We start from the raw sequence: 20,453 nt of genomic DNA, 5'->3' as shown, positions 1-20,453 counted from the left end.
TATTGGCCCGTTTTCCCACTCAGCCTCGTTAAAGAGAGTGACTATTCGTCTCGCCCGAGTGAAAAAAACGTTCTCAATCCCAGACTTTCTCGCTACGGACGTCTAAGCCCGACAGGCTCCTAGGCGTCGCTTGAGGCTGCGCGGCACGGCCTGAACGCCGGGCTGGTAGTGCTCCTGCTCCACCGCCGCCAAGACCAGTTGCAGGACCTGCGCCGCGATCACCTCGTGCTGCTGGTACATGGAGTTCACTGGCAACGGCAGGAAGTCCAGCAGCTGGGTGTCGCCGAAGGTGCCGACGCGCAGTTGCCCCGGCCAGTCGCCGCGTTCGCGCAGCGCGTCGAGCACCCCCGCCAGCAACACGTAGGCGGTGGTGATCAGGGCATCCGGCAGGTAGCCGAGGCGGTCCAGAAGATCGCCCATCAGGCGCCTGCCGCAGTCGCGGCTGAAGCTGTCGCCATGCTCGATCAGCACCTCACCGGAGAAACCGGCCACGGCCTGCTGGAAGCCGGCGCAGCGCTCCTTGCTGATGGTCAGCTCCGGGCGCGCGCCGAGCAGGGCGATATGTCGGGGCGGCGGCTGCAGCAGGCTCTGGGTGAGTTGCAGGCAGGCCTGGCGATCGTCGCTGACCACCGAGCAGAAGCGTTGCGGGTCGAGCACGCGGTCGACGGCGATCACCGGCAATCCTTCATCGAGCAGGCGGCGGTAGCTGACATCGCCCTCCGGCAGGCAGCTGGCAACTATCAGGGCGTCGCAGCGGCGCGCGCGGAACAGCTTGAGCAACTGGCGCTCGCTCTCCGCTTCGTCGTCGGAGCTGGCGATCAGCAGCTGGTAGCCGCGGGCCCGCGCGCCCTGTTCGAGGAGCTTGGCGATGCGCGCGTAGCTGGGGTTCTCCAGGTCCGGGAGGATGAAGCCCAAGGTGCGGGTCTGCCGGCTGCGCAGGCCGGCGGCCTGCGGGTTGGGCTTGAAGCCATGCTCGTCGACCACCGCTTGCACCCGCTCCACGGTGGCCGGGCTGATGCGTTTCTGCTCGGCCTTGCCGTTGATCACGTAGCTGGCCGTGGTCACCGAGACGCCGGCCAGGCGGGCGATATCGCTGAGTTTCAAGCGTTGTGCTCCTCATAGACGAATAAGTTTCATCGGCTGGGCTTCAAGGATCGAAGAATATCGAGTAACGTGCCATCTTAGTTTAGTGAAACGATTCAGCAAGTGCTCTGTCCAGTTTTACCGCAACCGCTCCGGCGATTGCCAGCGCTTCAGCTGATGGATCGAAGACAACTACAAAAGGGCCAAAAGGCTCGCGGTGGAGGTAACAGAAATGCTCGAACTAACGCCTGAGCAGATAGCCATGGGCCTGTCGGCTATGGACAAGTCCACCGCGCTGCAGATGCTGGCCGAGCGGCTGCAGGCCGACGGCCTGGTCGCCGATGGCTATCTGGCCGGCTTGCAGGCCCGCGAAGGGCAGGGCTCGACCTACCTCGGCCAGGGCATCGCGATTCCCCACGGTACCCCGCAGACCCGTGACCTGGTGCACGCCACCGGGGTGCGCCTGCTGCAATTTCCCGACGGCGTGGACTGGGGTGACGGGCAACTGGTTTACCTGGCCATCGGTATCGCCGCCAAGTCCGACGAGCACCTGCGGCTCCTGCAACTGCTCACCCGCGCCCTCGGCGAGGCCGACCTGGGCAGCGAGCTGCGCCGTGCGCAAAGCCCGGAAGAGGTACTCAAGCTACTGCAGAGTGCGCCGCAGGAACTTGCCCTGGACGACCAATTGATCGGCCTCAGCGTACCGGCGGAAGATTTCGACGAACTGGTGCTGCAGGGCGCCCGTCTGCTGCGCCGGGCTGACTGCGTGGGCAGTGGTTTCGCCGCCACGCTGTTGCATGGCGAACCCCTGCCGCTAGGCGACGGCCTCTGGTGGCTGAACAGCGACCAGGCGGTGCAGCGTCCCGGGCTGGCCTACCTGACGCCGGACAAGCCGTTGCGCTATCTCGACCAGCCACTCAGCGGTCTGTTCTGCCTGGCCAGCCTGGGTGATGCCCACCAGGCTCTGCTGGAACGCCTTTGCACGTTGCTGATCGAGGGACGTGGCCGCGAACTGGCGCGTGCCACCCAACGCCGCGCGGTACTCGAAGTCCTCGGCGGCGACTCGCAGATGGATTGGCCGAGCCTCTGCGTGCCGCTGGCCAACGCCCATGGCCTGCATGCGCGTCCGGCCAAGGAGTTGGTGCAGCTGGCCAAGGAATTCGACGGCGAGATCCGCGTACGGGTGGCTGACAGCGGCGCCGGCGCGGTCTCGGCGAAAAGCCTGAGCAAGCTGCTCAGCCTCGGCGTCCGCCGTGGCCAGGTGCTGGAAATCTTCGCCGAGCCGGGCATCGCCGCCACGGCTCTGCCGGCCTTGCAGGCGGCCATCGAGCAAGGCCTGGGCGAGGAGGTGGAGGCGTTGCCGACCAGTCAACCCCAACTCGTCGAGGCCGAGCCGGAAGAGCTGCCGCTGCAGGCCCCGGCGGCCGGCAGCCTGCTCCAGGCGGTGCCCGCCGCGCCGGGCATCGCCATCGGCCCGGCGCATATCCATGTGCACAAGGCCTTCGACTACCCGCTGCGTGGCGAGTCCCCGGCGCTGGAGCGTGTGTGCTTGCAGCAGGCCCTGGCCCATGTGCGCGGCGAGATCGAAGGGCTGGTGCTGCGCAGCGAAGTCAAGGCGATCCGCGAGATCTTCGTCACCCACCTGGAAATGCTCGCCGACCCCGAGTTCGGCGACGAAGTAGAGACCCGCCTGAAGCAGGGCGAAAGCGCCGCCGCGGCCTGGATGACGGTGATCGAAAGCGCCGCAGCCCAGCAGGAGAGCCTGCACGATGCGCTGCTCGCCGAGCGCGCTGCCGACTTGCGCGACATTGGCCGCCGCGTGCTCGGCCAGCTCTGTGGCGTGGAGGAGGTGCCCGAGCCGGACGAACCCTACATCCTGGTGATGGACGAGATGGCCCCCTCGGATGTGGCACGGCTGGACCGCACCAAGGTGGCCGGCATCCTCACCGCCCGTGGCGGCGCCACTTCCCACAGCGCCATAGTCGCCCGCGCCCTGGGCATACCTGCCCTGGTCGGCGCCGGCGCCGCCGTGCTGCTGCTGGCACCGCGCACGCCGTTGCTGCTCGACGGTCAGCGCGGCCGTCTGGCGGTGGCGCCGGACAACGCCATGCTGGAGCGTGCCCGCCAGGAGCAGGAAGGCCGCGAGCGCCGCCTGCACGAAGCCGAGACACGCAAGCTCGAGCCGGCGCAGACCCGCGACGGCCATGCCGTGGAAGTCTGCGCCAACCTCGGCGACAGCGCCGGCGCGGCCAAGGCGGTGGCCGAAGGCGCCGAGGGTGTCGGCCTGCTGCGCACCGAGTTCATCTTCATGGCGCACCCGCAGGCGCCGGACCTGGCGACCCAAGAGGCCGACTACCGGCGCATCTTCGACGCCTTGGGCGGACGCCCGCTGGTGGCGCGCACCCTGGATGTCGGCGGCGACAAGCCGCTGCCTTACTGGCCGATCCCCGAGGAGGAGAACCCCTTCCTCGGTGTGCGCGGTGTGCGCCTGACCCTGCGCCGTCCGCAGCTTATGGAGACCCAGCTGCGAGCCCTGTTGCGGGCCGCCGACGGCCGCCCGCTGCGGATCATGTTCCCCATGGTCGGCAGCGTCGAGGAGTGGCGCCAGGCCCGCGACATGACCCGGCGCCTGTGCGAGGAGATCCCCCAGGCGGACCTGCAACTGGGAATCATGGTCGAAGTGCCCTCGGCGGCCCTGATCGCCCCGGTGCTGGCCCGTGAGGTGGACTTCTTCAGCATCGGCACCAACGACCTGACCCAGTACTGCCTGGCCATCGACCGTGGCCATCCGACCCTCTCGGCTCAGGCCGACGGCCTGCACCCGGCGGTGCTGCAATTGATCGACATAACGGTGCGCGCGGCCCATGCCCAGGGCAAGTGGGTAGGCGTCTGTGGCGAGCTGGCTGCGGACCCGCTGGCGGTGCCCTTGCTGGTGGGCCTCGGCGTGGATGAATTGAGCGTTTCCGCGCGCAGCATCGCCGAGGTCAAGGCGCGGGTGCGCGAGATCAGCCTGTCGGCGGCCCAGGAGCTGGCCGGTACGGCACTTGGCCTGGAGAGCGCAGCGGCGGTGCGCGCCCTGGCGGAGACATTCTGATGGCGCGCATCCTGACCCTGACCCTGAACCCGGCCCTCGACCTGACGGTGCGCCTGGCGCGCCTCGAACCCGGCCAGGTCAACCGCAGCGAGACCCAGGCCAGCCAAGCAGCCGGCAAGGGTCTCAATGTCGCCCAGGTGCTCGCCGACCTTGGCCACAACCTGACCGTCGGCGGCTTCCTCGGTGCCGACAATCCCGCAGCCTTCGAGGCGCTGTTCGCCCGGCGCGGTTTCGTCGACGGCTTCATCCGCGTGCCCGGCGAAACCCGCAGCAATATCAAGTTGGCGGAAAGCGACGGGCGCATCACCGATATCAATGGCCCAGGCCCGGAGGTCGACGAACTGGCCCAGATCACCTTGCTGGGGCGCCTCGACAACCTGGCCGCCGGCCACGATCTGGCGGTGGTGGCCGGCAGCCTGCCGCCCGGGGTCAGCCCCGAATGGCTGGCCGAACTGCTCAAGCGCCTCAAGCGTCTGGGCCTGCGGGTGGCGCTGGATACCAGCGGTGCCGCCCTGCGCGCAGGACTGGTGGCGGCGCCCTGGCTGATCAAGCCGAATACCGAGGAACTGGCCGAGGTCTGTGGCCGGCCGCTGGAGTCGTTCGCTGCTCAAGCCGAGGAGGCCGCGCGTCTGCAGGCCCAGGGCATAGAACAGGTGGTGATCTCCCAAGGCGCCGAGGGCGTGCGCTGGTTCGCCCCGGACCAGGCATGGCTGGCGTTGCCGCCCAGGGTGACAGTGGCCAGTACGGTGGGGGCCGGCGATTCGCTGCTGGCCGGCATGCTGCATGGGCTGCTCAGCGGTTGGCCGGCACAGCGCACCTTGCGCTGCGCCACCGCCATCGCCGCCCAGGCAGTGACCCAGGTCGGCGTCGGCATCGGCGATGCCGTGCAGTTGCAACAACTCGAAAGCGCAGTGGTCGTGCATGCGTTGCCAGAACAACAAGAGGTGCCCAGATGAAACTCGCCATAGTCACCGCCTGCCCGAACGGCATGGTCACCAGCGTGCTCTGTGCTCGCCTGCTCGATGCGGCAGCCCAGCGCCTGGGCTGGAGCACCGGTGTCGAGGTGTTCGATCCACAGCATCCGGACCGCCAGCTGTCGGCCGCCACCCTAGAGTCGGCCGACTGGGTGCTGGTGGTAAAAAGCGGCGCGCTGGATCTTGCCCGCTTCGTCGGCAAGCGCCTGTTCCTGGCCACCCCGGCCGAGGCCCTCCGAGACAGCGAAGCCTTCCTGTTACGCGCCGCCGTTGAGGCACAGATGCACGAGGCCAGCGCCCAGCCGCCGGCCGCCACGGTGCCCGCTGTTGCCGCAGCCAGGCCGCGGGTGGTGGCAGTGACCGCCTGTCCGACTGGGGTGGCGCACACCTTCATGGCCGCCGAAGCGTTGAAGCAGGCGGCGCAGCGCCTCGACTACGAACTGCAGGTAGAAACCCAGGGCTCGGTGGGCGCTCGCGACCCGCTCAGCGCGGCCGCCATCGCCGCCGCCGACGTGGTGCTGCTGGCCACCGATATCGAGGTGGATATCGCCCGCTTCGCCGGCAAGCGCGTGTTCCGTTGTGGCACCGGGGTGGCCCTGAAACAGTCCGAGGCGACCCTCAAGCGCGCCCTGGCCGAAGCCCTGCTGCAGGAGCCGAACCGCGCCGGCAGCGCCCAGCAAGGCGCGGCCAAGGCCGAATCGAAGGGCGCCTACAAGCACCTGCTGACCGGCGTCTCCTACATGTTGCCGATGGTGGTGGCGGGGGGGCTGATGATCGCTCTGTCCTTCGTCTTCGGCATCGAGGCCTTCAAGCAGGAAGGCAGCCTGGCCGCCGCGCTGATGCAGATCGGCGGCGAAACCGCCTTTAAGCTGATGGTGCCGCTGCTGGCTGGCTACATCGCCTATTCCATCGCCGACCGGCCGGGGCTGGCGCCGGGGATGATCGGCGGGCTGCTGGCCGGCAGCCTGGGAGCCGGTTTCATCGGCGGCATCATCGCCGGCTTCCTCGCCGGCTACTCGGCCCGCGCGATCAACCGCTGGGCCAAGTTGCCGCCGAGCGTCGAGGCGCTGAAGCCGATCCTGATCATCCCGCTGCTGGCCAGCCTGTTCACCGGCCTGGTGATGATCTTCGTGGTCGGCAAGCCGGTGGCCGGCATGCTCGCCAGCTTGACCCATTTCCTCGACACCATGGGCACCTCCAACGCCGTCCTCCTTGGCCTGCTGCTGGGCGGGATGATGTGCGTCGACCTCGGCGGGCCGATCAACAAGGCCGCCTATGCCTTCTCCGTCGGCCTGCTCGCCTCGCAGAGCTACGCGCCGATGGCGGCGACCATGGCTGCCGGCATGGTGCCACCCATCGGCATGGGCATCGCCAGCCTGCTGGCGCGGCGCAAGTTCGCCCAGAGCGAGCGCGAGGCCGGCAAGGCGGCGCTGGTGCTGGGCCTGTGCTTCATTTCCGAGGGCGCCATCCCCTTCGCCGCCAAGGACCCGCTGCGGGTGATCCCGGCGAGCATCGCCGGCGGTGCGCTGACCGGTGCGTTGACGATGTACTTCGGCTGCAAGCTGATGGCGCCCCACGGCGGCCTGTTCGTCATGCTCATCCCCAACGCCATCAACCATGCGTTGCTCTACCTGCTGGCGATAGTCGCCGGCAGCCTACTCACCGGCATGCTCTATGCGCTGCTCAAGCCTGGCGAAGCGCCGGAATTGTTAGTCGAAGGTAAGAAGGTGGCCTGACTGGCTGTTGACGTCGGTTCTCACATCAAGGGTTGGGCACAAGCTGTCCGACCGTTACTACAAGAGTTGACTTAATGCCCAGAGCGCTCAACAAGGACACTCGACTCTGTATGTCACTGTCCGGCCGGCCGGGAAACTTCGGCACGCGTTTTCACAACTTCCTCTACGAGGCACTGGGTCTGGACTATGTCTACAAGGCCTTCACTACCCGCGACCTGGCGGCGGCCATCGGTGGCATCCGGGCCCTGGGTATCCACGGGTGCGCCATTTCCATGCCGTTCAAGGAAACGTGCATCCAGTATCTGGATGAGCTTGACCCTTCGGCAGCGGTGATCCAGTCGGTCAACACCATGGTCGCAGACGATGCCCGGCTGAAGGGCTACAACACCGACTATATCGCCGTCGCCAGTCTGCTACGCAGCCATTGTCTCGACACATGCTGGACCTTCGCCCTGCGCGGCAGCGGCGGGATGGCCAAGGCGGTGGCCTACGCCTTACGCGATAGCGGTTTTCGCAGCGGATTCATCGTGGCCCGCAATGAGGCGGCGGGGAGGGCGCTGGCGGACGCCTGTGGTTACGATTGGGTGCCGGAACTAGGTGAACTGCGACCGGAACTACTGGTGAATGTCACGCCGATCGGCATGCAGGGTGGCCCGGAAGCCGAGACGCTGGCCTTTGAAGCAGACGCCATAGCGTGCTCCCGGAGCCTCTTCGATGTGGTCGCCATCCCGGTGGAAACACCACTGATCCGCTTTGCTCGCGAACTTGGCAAGCCGGTGATAACCGGCGCGCAAGTGATAGTCCTACAGGCGGTCGAGCAGTTCGTGTTGTACACAGGGATACGGCCCGACGCCGAAACGATCGATCGGGCTGCTGTCTTCGCCCGGTGCTGAGACGCGGCAGGCTTTTCCGGATGTATCCCAACCGCTCTCGTGCCGCTCGAACGCAGCACTATCGTCACCCTGTTGGCCATTCGCGATGGAAGTGGCGGCATTGACCTGTTTGCGCCGTGGAACGGACCTTCCCTGGCGTTATGAACTGAACCATCTGCTCCCCGCTAGCCATCGCTACCAGGCTGCAACCACGTGCGCGCGGATCGTCCCAGATTTGCGCGTGCATGAACGAAAACTCTCCAGGCTTGATTACCGTGCATACCCAAAAACAACATCACCGCACACCCCTGAACGCGACCCAGTTGGACAGCTGGCAAGCACTGGCTGCTCATCGCCAGGAGCTGCAAAATTTCAAGATGCGTCAGGCCTTCGCCGAAGACCCGAAGCGCTTCAAGCGCTTTTCCTTCAGCGCCTGCGGCCTGTTCCTCGACTTCTCGAAGAACTTGATCCGTGAGGACACCCTCGACCTGCTGGTCAAGCTGGCGGAGGAAGCCCAGCTCAACGACGCTATCGCCGCCATGTTCCGCGGCGAGGAGATCAACGCCTCCGAGCGCCGCCCGGTGCTGCACACCGCGCTGCGCCGGCCGATTGCGGACAAGGTGCTGGTCGACGGCAAGGATGTGATGCCGGAAGTCCATCGCGTGCTGCAGCAGATGACCGAACTGGTCGGCTACGTGCACAACGGCTTGTGGCGCGGTTACACCGAGAAGCCGATCACCGACGTGGTGAACATCGGCATCGGCGGCTCTTTCCTCGGTCCGCAATTGGTCTCCGAGGCCCTATTGCCGTTTGCTCAGAAGGGTGTCCGCTGCCACTACCTGGCGAATATCGACGGCAGCGAATTCCGTGAACTGGCCTGTCGGCTGAACGCGGAAACCACGCTGTTCATCGTCTCCTCGAAGACCTTCAGCACCCTGGAAACCCTGAAGAACGCCCAGGCAGCACGCGCCTGGTACCTGGCCCAAGGCGGCAGCGAAGAAGAGCTGTACCGGCACTTCATCGCCGTTTCCAGCAACACGCAAGCGGCTGTCGCCTTCGGCATCCGTGAAGAGAACATCTTCCCGATGTGGGACTGGGTCGGCGGGCGCTACTCGCTGTGGTCGGCGATCGGCCTGCCGATCGCCATGGCCGTCGGCATCGCCAACTTCAAGGAGCTGTTGTCCGGCGCCTACAGCATGGACCAGCATTTCCAGACGGCCCCCTTCGAGCGCAACATTCCGGTGCTGCTGGGCCTGCTGGGGGTCTGGTATGGCGACTTCTGGGGTGCCCGCAGCCACGCCATCCTGCCCTACGACTACTACCTGCGAAACATCACCGACCACTTGCAACAGCTGGACATGGAGTCCAACGGCAAGAGCGTGCGCCAGGACGGCACGCCGGTCTCTGCCGGGACTGGCCCGGTGATCTGGGGCGGTGTCGGCTGCAACGGCCAGCACGCCTATCACCAGCTGCTGCACCAGGGCACCCACCTGATCCCCGCGGATTTCATCGTCCCGGTGAGCAGCTACAACCCGGTGGCCGACCACCATCAGTGGCTCTACGCCAACTGCCTGTCGCAGAGCCAGGCGCTGATGCTTGGCAAGTCCCGCGAGGAAGCCGAGGCCGAGCTGCGTGCCAAGGGTTTGCCGGAAGATGAAGTACAGCGCCTGGCGCCGCACAAGGTGATCCCCGGCAACCGGCCGAGCAACACCCTTGTGGTGGAGCGCGTCAGCGCCCATCGCCTGGGTGCACTGATCGCCATGTACGAGCACAAGGTCTACGTGCAAAGCATTCTCTGGGGCATCAACGCCTTCGACCAGTGGGGAGTGGAGCTGGGCAAGGAATTGGGTAAGGGCGTCTACTCGCGCTTGGTTGGCAGCGAAGAGTCACAAGCCGAAGATGCCTCGACCCAGGGTCTAATCGACTTCTTCCGCAGTCGGCATCGGGGGTGAATTGCCAGGGGCGGAGTTAAGGCCGATCGTGACGAGCAAAGATTGCACTTGAAGCTGGTGTCAACCAATCAGGTCTGGACCGAACAATTTGGTCAAACCATGGGCAAGGAACATGGCGCCTAGTGCCAGTCGCAGCGCCAGGGCGGCGTAGGGAGCGGTACGGTTATCGATCATGCGGGTTCTCCAGGAGAGAGGGACGGCTGATCTCCAGTTCATTGGCGATCTCCAGGGTGGAAACGTTCGGTTCGCCCTGCTGATTGAACAGGGTGAGGGCACATTCGAGGATGCGGTCGCGGGTTTTCATCCAGTCTTCTTCTGCTGGCCGCCGGAAGGCGGGCGGTAACTGGCCGGGCGGTCTCCGGCCAGTGCTCTCAAGGTTTAAGTCAAGGTTTAGCGCGCATGCACATAGGTGCCGGGCGCGGCCTCCATCGGCGGGTGGCTCTGGTTGCCCAGCGCCAGCAGGGCTGCGCGCTGCTCACCAGAACGCGCCTGAATCCATCCCAGCCACTCTGGCCACCAGCTGCCATCGTGCTTCTGCGCGTCGAAATACCAGGCACGCGGGTCGGACGACAGTTTGCCATTCTCCAGGTAGTTGGCCTTGGGGTTGCCCGGCGGATTGAGGATGCTCTGGATATGCCCGCTGTTGGACAGCAGGAAGCGCCGCTCGCCGCCGAGCAGCAGGGTCGAACGGTAGACCGTGCTCCAGGGGGTGATGTGGTCGTTGATGCCGGCGATGCTGAAGCTGTCGACCGTGACTTTCTGCAGGTCGATCGGCGTGCCGCAGACTTCCAGGCCGCCGGCGTGGCTCAGTGGATTGAGCTTGATGAAGTCCAGCAGATCGCCATGCAGGGCGGCCGGCAGGCGGGTGTTGTCGTTGTTCCAGTAGAGGATGTCGAAGGCCGGGGGTTGCTTGCCGAGCAGGTAGTTGTTGACCCAATAGTTCCAGATCAGGTCATTCGGGCGCATCCAGGCGAAGACCTTGGCCATGTCGCGGCCATCCAGCACGCCTTGCTGATAGGAGCGGCGCTTGGCGGCTTCCAGGGTTTGCTCATCGGCAAACAACATGGCTGGGCTGTCGACTTGACTATCCAGCAGGCTGACCTGGTAGGTGGCGCTGGCGACTTTGCGCAGCTGCCGTTTGGCCTGCAGGTGGCCTTGCAGGGCGGCGATGGTCAGGCCGCCGGCGCAGGCGCCCATCAGATGGACCTCCTTGCTGCCGCTGATGGCGCGAGTCACGTCGAGGGCTTCTTCGAGGGCCTGGACATAACTCGATAGGCCCCACTCGCGGTGGCGGGCGTCCGGGTTGCGCCAACTGAGGATAAACACCTGTAAGCCGTTCTTCAGCGCGTACTGGACGAAGCTCTTCTCCGCGCTGAGGTCGAAGATGTAGTACTTGTTGATCTGCGGCGGCACGATCAGCAGCGGGCGGGCGTACTGCTTTTCGCTCATCGGCTGGTACTGGATCAACTCCAGCAGCTCGTTGCGAAACACCACGGCACCGGGGGTGGTGGCGATATTCCGGCCTACTTCGAAGGCCTGTTTGCTCACCTGGCTGGGCATGCCGCCGTTGTGCAGCAGGTCGTCGAGCAGGTGGCCGATGCCCTTGAACAGGCTGGCGCCGCCGGTGTTGAGCAGCTCTTTGATCGCCAGCGGGTTGAGCGGGTGGTTGGACGGTGACAGCGCATCGCCGAGCAGGGCCAAGATGAAGCGCGCGCGGGCTTGGTCGTCGGCCGCCAGGTTGCTCTCGTCGACCCAAGCGTTCAGCTGCTGCTGCCAGGCCAGGTAGGCCTGCAGGCCGCGGCGGTAGAAGGGGTTGAGGTGCCAGGACGGATCGCTGAAGCGCGTGTCCTGGGGATTGGGCTTGTGCGGTGTGTCGCCAAGCAGCACACGCCCCAGTTGGCCGCCGAGGGCCAGAGCATGGCGGGTGCTGTGGATTGGCTGGCGCAGGCCCTGCAGGGCCAGGGTGCGCAGCGCGGAGAACAGATTGCGGCCGCGCAGGCCGACCATGGCGCTTTGTTCGGCAGTCATAAAAGACGAGGGTACGGGCAAAGAGCCCGCCGCTGGTTTCTCTCGCATGGAGCACACTCCGTCGTCATACCGTCATAGAGCCAAACAGAAAGGGCTTGCACCAAGGCGCGTTGGAGATGAATCCAAACTGCCGCGCCAAGAATCAACCCAGAGACACGCCCTCTCTGATGGGACAAGTGGCTATGCGCCGCGCTGTGACTATGCGGTCTGCGCAGCGGTGTCGGCTGTCCAGAGCCGCGCGTGCTTCGGCTTGGCCAGTCTGGAAACCGGCTGCAGAAAGCCGAGTAAGGCCTGCTGGGTGTCGTGCCAAGCCGCCTTGTGTTCCATATCGAGGAAGTGCCCGGCGTTCTTGATGGTGCGGAACTGGCACCGACGGACATGGTCGGCGAAAAGGCGGGCGTCTCTCGCCGTGGTGTACTCGTCCCACTCGCCGTTGACGAACAGCAGCGGGATATCTATGGCCTCGGCGCAGGCGACGTAGCACTGGGTATCCTGCGTCAGCACCTCGCGGATATGAAAGTGCAGCTGCATGTATTCGTGCTCGGCCAGGCTGCTGACATGGCGGTAGTTGAAGCGCTTGAATAGCGACGGCAGGTGTTTGCCGATGGTGTTGTTGACCAAGCAGCCGACGTTGCAGCGGTCGCAGGCCTGGAGAAAGTTCAGGCCGCTCTCCAGATAGTCGCGCATCGGCTCATTGATCCGCGCTGCGAATGAATTGATCACCGCCTTCTCGATCCGTCGCGGGCGCTGGGCCAGCGCCAGCAGGGTGGCCGCGCCGCCCCAGGAGAAGGACAGCACATGGTCGGCGCAGAAGTGTTCGATCAATTCCAGCAGTATCTCTGCCTCGTCTTCCTTGCGGATCGGCTGGTCGTGACGGTTGTGCGGTCGCGACTGGCCGGCGTAGGGCTGGTCGTAGAGAATCACATTGAACCGCGGCTGCAAGTAACGCACCGTTTGGGCGAAGGATGCGGTGGTTGCGAGCGAGCCGTTGACCAGAATGATGGTCTTGTCGGCGGCGTCGTTGAGATAGCGCTCGGTATAAACCTTGTACTTCCTGAAAATTTCGACGATGGCAGTTTCCGGCTTCATGTCGTTATCCTCCTGGCACAAGTTGGGCTAAGCGGACAGCGTGAGCGGCTGTTCGCAGGGCTATATGACTGACAGCAGAACGCCTGCACCTGACAGTCGAGTGCCAGGCGAATAAATTAATAACTTATTTACTTTCAATTTGTTACGGAGGTTGTTCGGGTGAATTTCGTGCGTCAAAGCATGGGATTTCCCCGATTCAACCAGGCAGCACAGACAAACAACAACAGCGCGAGCGCGCTTAGATGGTCGTTGTGACCAAATGGTCACTAGTTGACCTGGGGTTCAGAGTTAAGCAGGCGACCCCCCCGCATGCAAGAAAGCAGACAAATTATTCCGACGAGCCGACGTTGTCCCGAAATTCCAGCACAGCGCATGAGTAGAGTGCGGTCGCGGCGTTGGCTGCTTTCCCAGCAGGAGAGCAGTGATGAGAAAGTCGAGATTCACTGAAGAGCAGATCACCTTTGCCTTGCGCCAAGCCGAGGCCGGCATGCCGGTGGCGGAGGTCTGCCAGCAACTCGGGTCGCCGAGGCCACGTTCTATGTGTGGAAGAAGAAGTACAGCAACCTCGGTGTGCCGGAGCTCCGAGAGCTGCGCCAGCTCAGGGACGAAAATACGCGGCTCAAGCAACTGGTTGCCGACCTGACCCTGGATCGGCTCCTCTGGGAAGTGATCAAAAAAAAGATCTAAGGGCGGCTCGCCGCCGCAAGCTGGCCCAGTGGATTCAGGAGCGTTTCCAGATCAGTCGCATGAGCCTGCATCGCGGGCCTGCACCGGCCCCAAACCGTGCCAACCAGTCATGGAGCATGGACTTCGTCCACGACCCGTTGCAGAACGGGCTAGCTGGAGCTGTTGGAAAAGGGGAGGGCTTGCCAGGAAAGGCGAGATGCTGGGTCAGCTGTCCCTTAGCCCGCAGTGAAAGTCGGTGGTTATACGACTGCATGGGCTGCGAACTCAAAGCCCGTTGCTGCCCGAATACGCCGACCAGAAAAATCACCCGCCACCTCAATGAAGCAGCGCGCGACGTTGCTCGCCAGATCGCCACCACGCCGCAGTATCTCCAGTCACGTAAAGATCGAAAGAAGGTGGAAATGCTGTTCGCCCATCTCAAGCGCATCCTGCGCCTGGATCGTCTTCGGCTCCGAGGGCTGAGTGGTGCACAAGATGAATTTCTACTGGCAGCCACTGCCCAGAATTTACGGCGAATGGCCCTGTGGTTGATGCCGAAAATGCCAAAAGGGGTAGATGTGCTCGCGATTTGACCGGCGCAAGGTCAATCGCCTTCACGGCGAGTCCTGATATTCGGTCGTTGACACTCGGGCTGATAGCACTAATCTAAAGATGTGGGAAAATTTCCCACGCAACGATGATAACTGGCTCTGAAGGATCGTGCGGAAACCGCAGTTGCTTGTTCATGCTGCAGATAGATGGCCGCGCCGGTTGGCCGGCCGCTCCAATGAGCGGCGGGGAATTCACTGGTTATTGCGTTCGATACGGAAATGACTACGCAACTCCAAGCGGAGGTGCATCATGCTATTCAAGAAATGTTTGTTGGCTCTGGCAATTGGCGGAGTCCTGTCGGCATCGACGGTCCTGGTGCCCGATTACGTCAGTAGTTTCTCCAGCGTGTATGCCAAAGATGGCGGCAGCGGCGGTGGCGGAGGCGGTGGCTCCGGTGGCGGTGGCTCCGGTGGTGGCGGCTCTGGTGGCGGTGGCTCCGGTGGCGGCGGCTCCGGTGGCGGTGGCTCCGGTGGCGGCGGCTCCGGTGGCGGCGGCTCTGGTGGTGGCGGCTCAGGTGGCGGTGGCTCCGGTGGCGGTGGCTCCGGTGGCGGCGGCTCCGGCAGCGGCGGATCCGGTGGCGGCGGCTCCGGCAGTGGAGGCTCCGGAGGCGGTGGCCACGGCGGTGACGGCGGAGGCGGTCACAGTGGTGGCAGTGGTACCGGTAGCGGCGGCCATGGCGGTGGTGGACATGGTAGCGATGGCGGCGGCCATGGTGCAGCGGGCCATGCCGGTGACGGTCATGGAGGCCCGGGACACGGCGACGCTGACCATGGGGGTATCGCTGGGAACAGAGGCCCAGGCAATGCCCATGACAACGACGCTGACAACGACGCTGACAACGATGCTGACAACGACGCTGACAACGACGCTGCAGATGCAGCCAGGGACGCTGCCAGAGCTGATGCAGATGCAGCCAGAGATGCTGCTAGAGACGCTGCGGATGCAGCCAGGGACGCTGCCAGAGCTGCCGCAGATGCGGCCAGAGACGCTGCCAAAGCGGCTGGCGTAGAGGGCGCAGATGCAGCCAGAGATGCTGCCAGAGCTGCTGCAGACGCAGCCAGGGACGCTGCCAAAGATGAGGCAGATGCAGCCAGAGACGCTGCCAGAGCTGCGGCAGATGCAGCCAGAGACGCTGCCAGAGCTGCGGCAGATCCAGCCAGAGAGGCTGCCGAAGACGCCGCAGATGCAGCCAGAGAGGCTGCCGAAGACGCCGCAGATGCTGCTAGAGAGGCTGCCGAAGACGCCGCAGATGCTGCTAGAGAGGCTGCCGAAGAGGTCGCAGATGCTGCGAGAGAGGCTGCGGAGGAAGCCAATGAAGCCCCTGACGCACCGGACGCACCGGACGCACCGGATGTCGACGTGGTTGAGGTACAGCGCTAGGCCAGCGAGTTCCGAAATGAACACGCAGGCATACCCGTAGAAAACGTCCCGGGAGCTTGAGGGACGCATCAACCGAGAGTCGCAAGCCCTGAAGAGTCGCGGGGCTTGCGACTCCTTCATGGAGCGCACGCGGGCGATGAACCGGGCGACGATCGCTCCGGGTTTTGTGGCGCGGGGCCGGTAAGTGAGACGGATGTACTGCTCTAGGCGATGGAGGCGGGATTGCCGAGTATCTCGGGCGAAAAGCTGGGCTGACCGCTCAGGGGAGTTTTTAGCTATCAACAGTTTTTAAGGAATGCATTGATGCAATTACCCACCTTGCCTCCCTCTCTACTGCCGGCGCTGAAGCACGTAATGCGCCCATTGGTGAGGCTGATGCTCAAAAAGGGGGTCACCTATGTCAGATTTGCCGACCTGCTTAAGGAGATATTCGTTGATGTAGCCGAGCGCGAATTTCGCCTCGACGACAAGCCTCCGACCGACAGCAGGATCAGCCTGCTGACGGGGGTGCATCGCAAGGATGTCAGGCGCCTGCGGGGCAAGGCGGTCGGACGGGAGGCCAGCCTGCCCGAGGATATTTCGTTTGGGGCTCACTTGGTCAGTGTCTGGCTGAATAATTCGCCGTTCTGCGAGCAGCCCAGCCGGCCGCTGCCGCTGGCCCGCCTGGCCAGCATTGGTGGCGAGTGTTCGTTCGATGGGCTGGTGGCTCAAGTCAGCAAGGATATCCGTGCCCGCGTTGTACTGGACGAGTGGCTTCGTCTGGGCATTGTGCGAATGGACGACCAGGACCGGGTCCTCCTGGAGACGATGGCATTCATTCCCCAAAGGGGATTTGACGAGAAGGCAGCCTATTTCCAGCACAACCTCCACGATCATGCCTGCGCCGCCGTGCACAACCTTACCGACGACGGGGCGCCTTTCTTCGAGCGCAGTGTCCACTACGACAGCTTGTCGTCAGCCGGTGTCGACCAACTGCGCGAAGCCGTCAGTGCGGAAGGCATGCAGGTGCTGATCGGTTTTAACCAACTGGCCGCCGAACTGGAAGAACGGGACGTTCCGAACCCCGACTCCAGGCAGCGCATCACCATCGGCCTTTATTTCTACACTGAACCCAATCCGTCAGCAGTACCCAACCCGACAACGGCCAGTTCGTCATGAACACTGCCACGCGCTTGCTGTGTGCCTTCGCTTTCATTTGCGGACCATTACTGCTGACTTCTCCCTCGCTGAGCGCCGCACCGGTTTGCCTTGAGCCGGGCGGCATGGGAGGAACAGGAGCCGTTGCCACCGGCGGTATCGGCGGTACTGGCGCCCCGGCCTATAACGGTGGCATAGGAGGTACCGGCGCGTCCGACAACGGTGGAATAGGTGGTACGGGCATTGTGGGAACTATCACCGGATTCGGCTCTATCTGCGTGAACGGCGTGGAAGTGCACTTCGATAACAAGGCTTCGCTCAGTGAGAACGGTGTATCTGCCAGCAGCAACCAACTGGCCATTGGCCAAGTCGTGGCGGTGGAGGCCCGCAAATCACCACGAGGGCTCGAGGCGCGGAGCATCGCGATCCTCCATGCCTATGAAGGTCCGATCTCGGATGTGGCAACAGGCGCTGCTCCAATGCGGGTGATGGGGCAGCCCGTTCGCGTTGCCGCAGGGGCCCGTGTGGCTGAAGGTCTACGCATCGGCGAGCCGGTACGGGTCAGTGGATTGCGCAATTCCCAGGGCATCGTTGTCGCCAGCCGGATCGATCGGGCACCGAAACTGGCGCAGGTCAGCGCCATCGGTGCGATCGACCGAACCGGTAATCTGCAAGGTTTGGCCCTTAGCAAGCCGCTGACACCCAGCGAAGAGGTCTTGGTGCGCGGGACCTGGAATGGCAGGCAACTGAATGTCATCCAGACGCGTAGCGATCCTGGCATGCCCTTCGCCGGACGGGTGCGTAACGCGCTGGTGGAAGGATTGGTGCGCGGACAGCAGGGAAATCGCATTGAGTTCGGCGGATTTATTGCCTATGTGGACAGTAGTACGTCCTATTCCGGCGGGCAGGCCGCCGACCTTGCGGTCGACCAGCGTATCCGGGTGACCGGCGTGTTCGGCAAGGGGCGGGATATCCGGGCCGCGCGCATCGAAATCTCCCGGGAGCAGCCCGCAACCTCCATCCGGGAGGGTTCCGGCCACCAGGGCTCGTCTACGGATGAAACCGAGCAACACGAGAATAGCGGCTCCGGTCGGGACGGCACCGAGTCACGCGAGCGTAGCAGCGATGGCGAGACGCGGGAGAGAATCGAACGGAGCGACGATGGCGAGACCCGGGTGAGAATCGAGCGGAGAGAGGAATCTGCGTCCGGCGAATTGGAACGTCGCGAGCGGATAGAGACACGCGATTCCGGTGACCGCCTGGAAACCCGGGAGCGGATAGAGATTTTCGAGAACGGTGTGCGGGTCGAGCGGATCGAGAGAATCGAGAGAATCGAACGGTCGGACCGTGTTGATAAACCGGAACGGGTTGAACGCGTAGAGCGTGTGGACAAGCCTGAACGCGTCGAACGACCAGACAATGTTGAACAGGTGGAGCGGGTCGAGAAGGTGGACCGGTCCGGGCCCAACTAGAGGCCGAATCGATCTCTGCTGGAGGCAGGCATATGCCCAAACGGATGACAGATAGCCGGCTAAGCTAAGCAGGGCCAGCGTCCTGGAAGGAATAGGGGTAACCGGGCTCCATGAAGGTTCCGTCAGGGCAGGGCAATGATTGTGATGTGAACTTCGATGTCTGGATCGCAACGAGGTAAACATGAGAGCTGCTCGCCTGATCATGCCGGGCCTTTTGGTGTCCCTGGTCTTGCCGGTCCTTGCCGATGAGTTCACGGTTTCTTCAGGGCTTGATTACTCGCGGGGGAAATACGGGACCCCGACAACCAGCGAGACTTGGTATGTCCCGGTGGTCGCTAAGTATGAAACCGGTCCCATGATCTACAAGTTGACCATCCCGTACCTGCGCATCACCAATCCCTCGGTAGGGCCGGATGGCGAACCATTGCCAGGGGACTGCGGCAGCGTTGAAAAAGGCCTGGGGGACACTGTGGCGAGTGCGAACTTCGCGCTGTTGGACGGCAGTCGAGGTGATGGGCTGATCGTGGAGCTGATCGGCAAGGTAAAGCTGCCGACAGCCGATGAAGAAAACTGCCTCGGAACCGGCAAGACTGACTTCTCCGCCCAGTTCGACCTCACGCAGGCCTTCGGGGTTATCAGCGGCTTTGCTACTTTGGGCTGGAAGAAGTTCGGCGATCCCTCGGAAACTAACCTCCGCGATCCGATTTTTGCCTCGCTCGGCTTCGTTACCCGACTAGCGCCTGCGACTTCCGTGGGGGCGGCCTATGACTGGCGACAGAAAGTGACTGCCGATGGCGATGGGATCCAGGAATTCACCCTGTTCCTGACCCAAAGGCTCAGCCCATCCTGGAAGGTCCAGTTGTATGCACTCAAAGGGTTTTCCGATGCCAGCCCTGACTCCGGCGGTGGGTTGCTGCTCAGCCACTCGTTTTGAAGTGCTTGCGTGTGGTTTACCCAGACCACTATGTCCGTGATTCACCCCCTTTTCTCGGGGCTCGAGTCTTTTCCTCTCCCGCAAAGCATGTCCGTCTTGGTCGAGCGGTTTTAACTATGGCAGACAGCGTTTCACGATTGAGACCATTCGAGGATTAATACGTTTGGCCGACGCTGATTCACAAAAGGTGGCTGGTTAAATGGGCCGCTTGCGATTGTTCTTCGCCGGAATTTAATAGTGGCTGCTGGCGAGTCCGAGATGAATCAAAGCACGGGCTATGTGCCACCCTCTGCCGGCGTCTCGCCAGGTAGATCTTGCGGGCGATGCACACAAAAGGAGTGACGATCAGGCTATAGATCGTCAGGTAACGATCGCGATCGCGCTCCCCGGTGCCGAATCGGATAGGTTCTGGTGTCGAGGTGGTGACGTAGAGCGTACCGAACATCCAGTCCCACAACGACAGGTTGGTCGCGAAGTTTTTGTTGAAGTGCCGGGGCGCGTCACTGTGGTGGATCTGGTGCTGGGCCGGGCTGTTCAGCACATGCTCGATTACCGCTCCGAACGACAGCCAGACATGGCTGTGTCGGAGGTTCGCTGCCAGCGCGTTGAAGATGAACACGAGATAGGTCACGCCGAACAGGGTGTAACGGCTGATCTCCCCGCCACAGGCGTACCAGAAGACACCGGCGTAGGCACCGAGGCAGATGGTGGCAGCCAGTTTGTCGGCAATATTTTCGACAAAGTGAATCCGGCTCGCGGTCACCGGCACCAGCACGGACGCCGAGTGATGGACCTTGTGAAATTCCCACAGCCACCGGGAATGAAAGGCCCGATGGGTCCAGTAATGGCTGAAATCGCGCACCAGAAACAGCCCCAGCCCGTAGAGCAGAGAGAGCGAGAGGTTCTCACCCAGTTGCGGGCGTGCGCCCCACAGGCTAGTGAAAAAGGCGATGTAATCTGCGGAGTTGAGGATGTAGGGGGCAAGCAAACCAACCAAGGGCAACACCAGAGCGACTTTGAGGATGGCGCGCACGAAGTAGTAGCGGTAATCCAGCAGCGCCGAACGATGGAAATTGACCCGGCTGCCACCGATAAACTGCCAGAACGAGCAGGCATCGGTCAGCCCGCGATGCTTTCTGAAGTGGAATAGGCCATAGGCGACGGTGCAGGACACGAAGAGAAACAACACGCCAAAGCGGCCGTTAAGATCGAAAGTGCCAGAAAACTGGTTGGTGACCGGTTCGATCAGGAGGGCATAGATAAACGAGAAAATACCCACAGTCGACCTCCGTCAAAGGGGCGGGATTATATGAAAAATGCGAATCGTTAGCACTATTTATACGTGCTGTTCGGCTGATGCTGGGCGCATCGAGGGGGAAGGAAGCACACGGTGCCCAAGAGCACTGGGGGGGACGTTGTCCCGA

General features: G+C 63.4%; 14 protein-coding genes and 4 pseudogenes. 12 read left to right on the top strand and 6 right to left on the bottom strand.

Annotation, left to right across the window (positions count from 1 at the left end):
• Positions 1-102 precede the first annotated feature (102 nt).
• Positions 103-1,104, bottom strand: coding sequence for a catabolite repressor/activator (gene cra, locus D3879_RS25015; protein WP_119956863.1), 1,002 nt, complete (start codon positions 1,102-1,104; stop codon positions 103-105).
• 211 nt (positions 1,105-1,315) lie between these two features.
• On the opposite strand from cra, the gene ptsP reads away from it, so the two are divergent.
• From ptsP to pgi, 5 genes are all read left to right on the top strand, one after another.
• The gene (ptsP, locus tag D3879_RS25010; protein WP_119956862.1) at positions 1,316-4,177 is read left to right on the top strand and encodes a phosphoenolpyruvate--protein phosphotransferase; all 2,862 of its coding nucleotides are present in this window, start codon (positions 1,316-1,318) and stop codon (positions 4,175-4,177) included.
• Positions 4,177-5,133 (top strand): 1-phosphofructokinase, encoded by a 957-nt coding sequence (gene pfkB / locus D3879_RS25005; RefSeq protein WP_119956861.1) that lies wholly within the window; start codon positions 4,177-4,179, stop codon positions 5,131-5,133. Before ptsP ends, pfkB begins: the two co-directional genes overlap by 1 nt.
• The gene (locus D3879_RS25000) at positions 5,130-6,887 is read left to right on the top strand and encodes a fructose-specific PTS transporter subunit EIIC (RefSeq protein ID WP_119956860.1); all 1,758 of its coding nucleotides are present in this window, start codon (positions 5,130-5,132) and stop codon (positions 6,885-6,887) included. The genes pfkB and D3879_RS25000 overlap by 4 nt, the downstream gene beginning before the upstream one ends.
• 74 nt (positions 6,888-6,961) lie before the next feature.
• Positions 6,962-7,780, top strand: coding sequence for a shikimate 5-dehydrogenase (locus tag D3879_RS24995; RefSeq protein WP_119956859.1), 819 nt, complete (start codon positions 6,962-6,964; stop codon positions 7,778-7,780).
• A 224-nt stretch (positions 7,781-8,004) separates the two neighbouring features.
• The gene (gene pgi / locus D3879_RS24990) at positions 8,005-9,711 is read left to right on the top strand and encodes a glucose-6-phosphate isomerase (RefSeq protein WP_119956858.1); all 1,707 of its coding nucleotides are present in this window, start codon (positions 8,005-8,007) and stop codon (positions 9,709-9,711) included.
• Positions 9,712-9,792: 81 nt separating this feature from the next.
• Here the strand turns inward: pgi and D3879_RS24985 are convergent.
• From D3879_RS24985 to D3879_RS24970, 4 genes and pseudogenes are all read right to left on the bottom strand, one after another.
• Positions 9,793-9,885: pseudogene (locus D3879_RS24985) on the bottom strand (DoxX family membrane protein); the annotation flags it as partial.
• A pseudogene (locus tag D3879_RS24980) lies at positions 9,878-10,015 on the bottom strand (TetR/AcrR family transcriptional regulator); the annotation flags it as partial. The pseudogenes D3879_RS24980 and D3879_RS24985, both read right to left, overlap by 8 nt.
• 86 nt (positions 10,016-10,101) lie before the next feature.
• On the bottom strand, positions 10,102-11,787 hold the full coding sequence (gene phaC, locus D3879_RS24975; RefSeq protein WP_119956857.1) for a class II poly(R)-hydroxyalkanoic acid synthase: 1,686 nt from the start codon (positions 11,785-11,787) through the stop codon (positions 10,102-10,104).
• A 150-nt stretch (positions 11,788-11,937) separates the two neighbouring features.
• A complete protein-coding gene (locus D3879_RS24970) occupies positions 11,938-12,828 on the bottom strand; it encodes an alpha/beta fold hydrolase (protein ID WP_119956856.1) in 891 nt (296 codons plus the stop codon).
• Between the two features lie 424 nt (positions 12,829-13,252).
• On the opposite strand from D3879_RS24970, the pseudogene D3879_RS24965 reads away from it, so the two are divergent.
• The 7 genes and pseudogenes from D3879_RS24965 to D3879_RS24930 all read left to right on the top strand — a co-directional run.
• Positions 13,253-13,512, top strand: a pseudogene (locus tag D3879_RS24965) (transposase); the annotation flags it as partial.
• A 248-nt stretch (positions 13,513-13,760) separates the two neighbouring features.
• Positions 13,761-14,087 (top strand): annotated as a pseudogene (locus D3879_RS24960) (transposase); the annotation flags it as partial.
• Positions 14,088-14,455: 368 nt separating this feature from the next.
• A complete protein-coding gene (locus D3879_RS27720; protein ID WP_177412489.1) occupies positions 14,456-15,115 on the top strand; it encodes a hypothetical protein in 660 nt (219 codons plus the stop codon).
• 21 nt (positions 15,116-15,136) lie between these two features.
• Complete coding sequence (locus D3879_RS24945; RefSeq protein WP_147411240.1) at positions 15,137-15,526, top strand: hypothetical protein; 390 nt, start codon at positions 15,137-15,139, stop codon at positions 15,524-15,526.
• A 263-nt stretch (positions 15,527-15,789) separates the two neighbouring features.
• A complete protein-coding gene (locus D3879_RS24940; RefSeq protein ID WP_119956853.1) occupies positions 15,790-16,644 on the top strand; it encodes a DUF6502 family protein in 855 nt (284 codons plus the stop codon).
• The gene (locus D3879_RS24935; protein ID WP_274381404.1) at positions 16,641-18,095 is read left to right on the top strand and encodes a DUF5666 domain-containing protein; all 1,455 of its coding nucleotides are present in this window, start codon (positions 16,641-16,643) and stop codon (positions 18,093-18,095) included. The genes D3879_RS24940 and D3879_RS24935 overlap by 4 nt, the downstream gene beginning before the upstream one ends.
• 181 nt (positions 18,096-18,276) lie before the next feature.
• On the top strand, positions 18,277-19,029 hold the full coding sequence (locus tag D3879_RS24930; protein WP_119956852.1) for a hypothetical protein: 753 nt from the start codon (positions 18,277-18,279) through the stop codon (positions 19,027-19,029).
• A gap of 178 nt (positions 19,030-19,207) precedes the next feature.
• On the opposite strand, the gene D3879_RS24925 is transcribed toward D3879_RS24930, so the two are convergent.
• Positions 19,208-20,308 (bottom strand): sterol desaturase family protein, encoded by a 1,101-nt coding sequence (locus D3879_RS24925; RefSeq protein WP_119956851.1) that lies wholly within the window; start codon positions 20,306-20,308, stop codon positions 19,208-19,210.
• Positions 20,309-20,453: the final 145 nt, after the last annotated feature.

Origin of the sequence: Pseudomonas cavernicola (assembly GCF_003596405.1) — a bacterium.
GTDB classification, from domain to species: Bacteria; Pseudomonadota; Gammaproteobacteria; order Pseudomonadales; family Pseudomonadaceae; genus Aquipseudomonas; species Aquipseudomonas cavernicola.
The sequence above is the reverse complement of the archived record's forward strand: the minus strand, read 5'-3'. Positions and strand labels throughout refer to the sequence as shown.

Coding starts and splice junctions, on each gene's coding strand:
- ptsP (WP_119956862.1), top strand. CDS start 1,316: ATGCTCGAACTAACGCCTGAGCAGATAGCCATGGGCCTGTCGGCTATG.
- pfkB (WP_119956861.1), top strand. CDS start 4,177: ATGGCGCGCATCCTGACCCTGACCCTGAACCCGGCCCTCGACCTGACG.
- D3879_RS25000 (WP_119956860.1), top strand. CDS start 5,130: ATGAAACTCGCCATAGTCACCGCCTGCCCGAACGGCATGGTCACCAGC.
- D3879_RS24995 (WP_119956859.1), top strand. CDS start 6,962: ATGCCCAGAGCGCTCAACAAGGACACTCGACTCTGTATGTCACTGTCC.
- pgi (WP_119956858.1), top strand. CDS start 8,005: ATGAACGAAAACTCTCCAGGCTTGATTACCGTGCATACCCAAAAACAA.
- phaC (WP_119956857.1), bottom strand. CDS start 11,787: ATGCGAGAGAAACCAGCGGCGGGCTCTTTGCCCGTACCCTCGTCTTTT.
- D3879_RS24970 (WP_119956856.1), bottom strand. CDS start 12,828: ATGAAGCCGGAAACTGCCATCGTCGAAATTTTCAGGAAGTACAAGGTT.
- D3879_RS27720 (WP_177412489.1), top strand. CDS start 14,456: ATGCCAAAGATGGCGGCAGCGGCGGTGGCGGAGGCGGTGGCTCCGGTG.
- D3879_RS24945 (WP_147411240.1), top strand. CDS start 15,137: ATGCTGCCAGAGCTGCTGCAGACGCAGCCAGGGACGCTGCCAAAGATG.
- D3879_RS24940 (WP_119956853.1), top strand. CDS start 15,790: ATGCAATTACCCACCTTGCCTCCCTCTCTACTGCCGGCGCTGAAGCAC.
- D3879_RS24935 (WP_274381404.1), top strand. CDS start 16,641: ATGAACACTGCCACGCGCTTGCTGTGTGCCTTCGCTTTCATTTGCGGA.
- D3879_RS24930 (WP_119956852.1), top strand. CDS start 18,277: ATGAGAGCTGCTCGCCTGATCATGCCGGGCCTTTTGGTGTCCCTGGTC.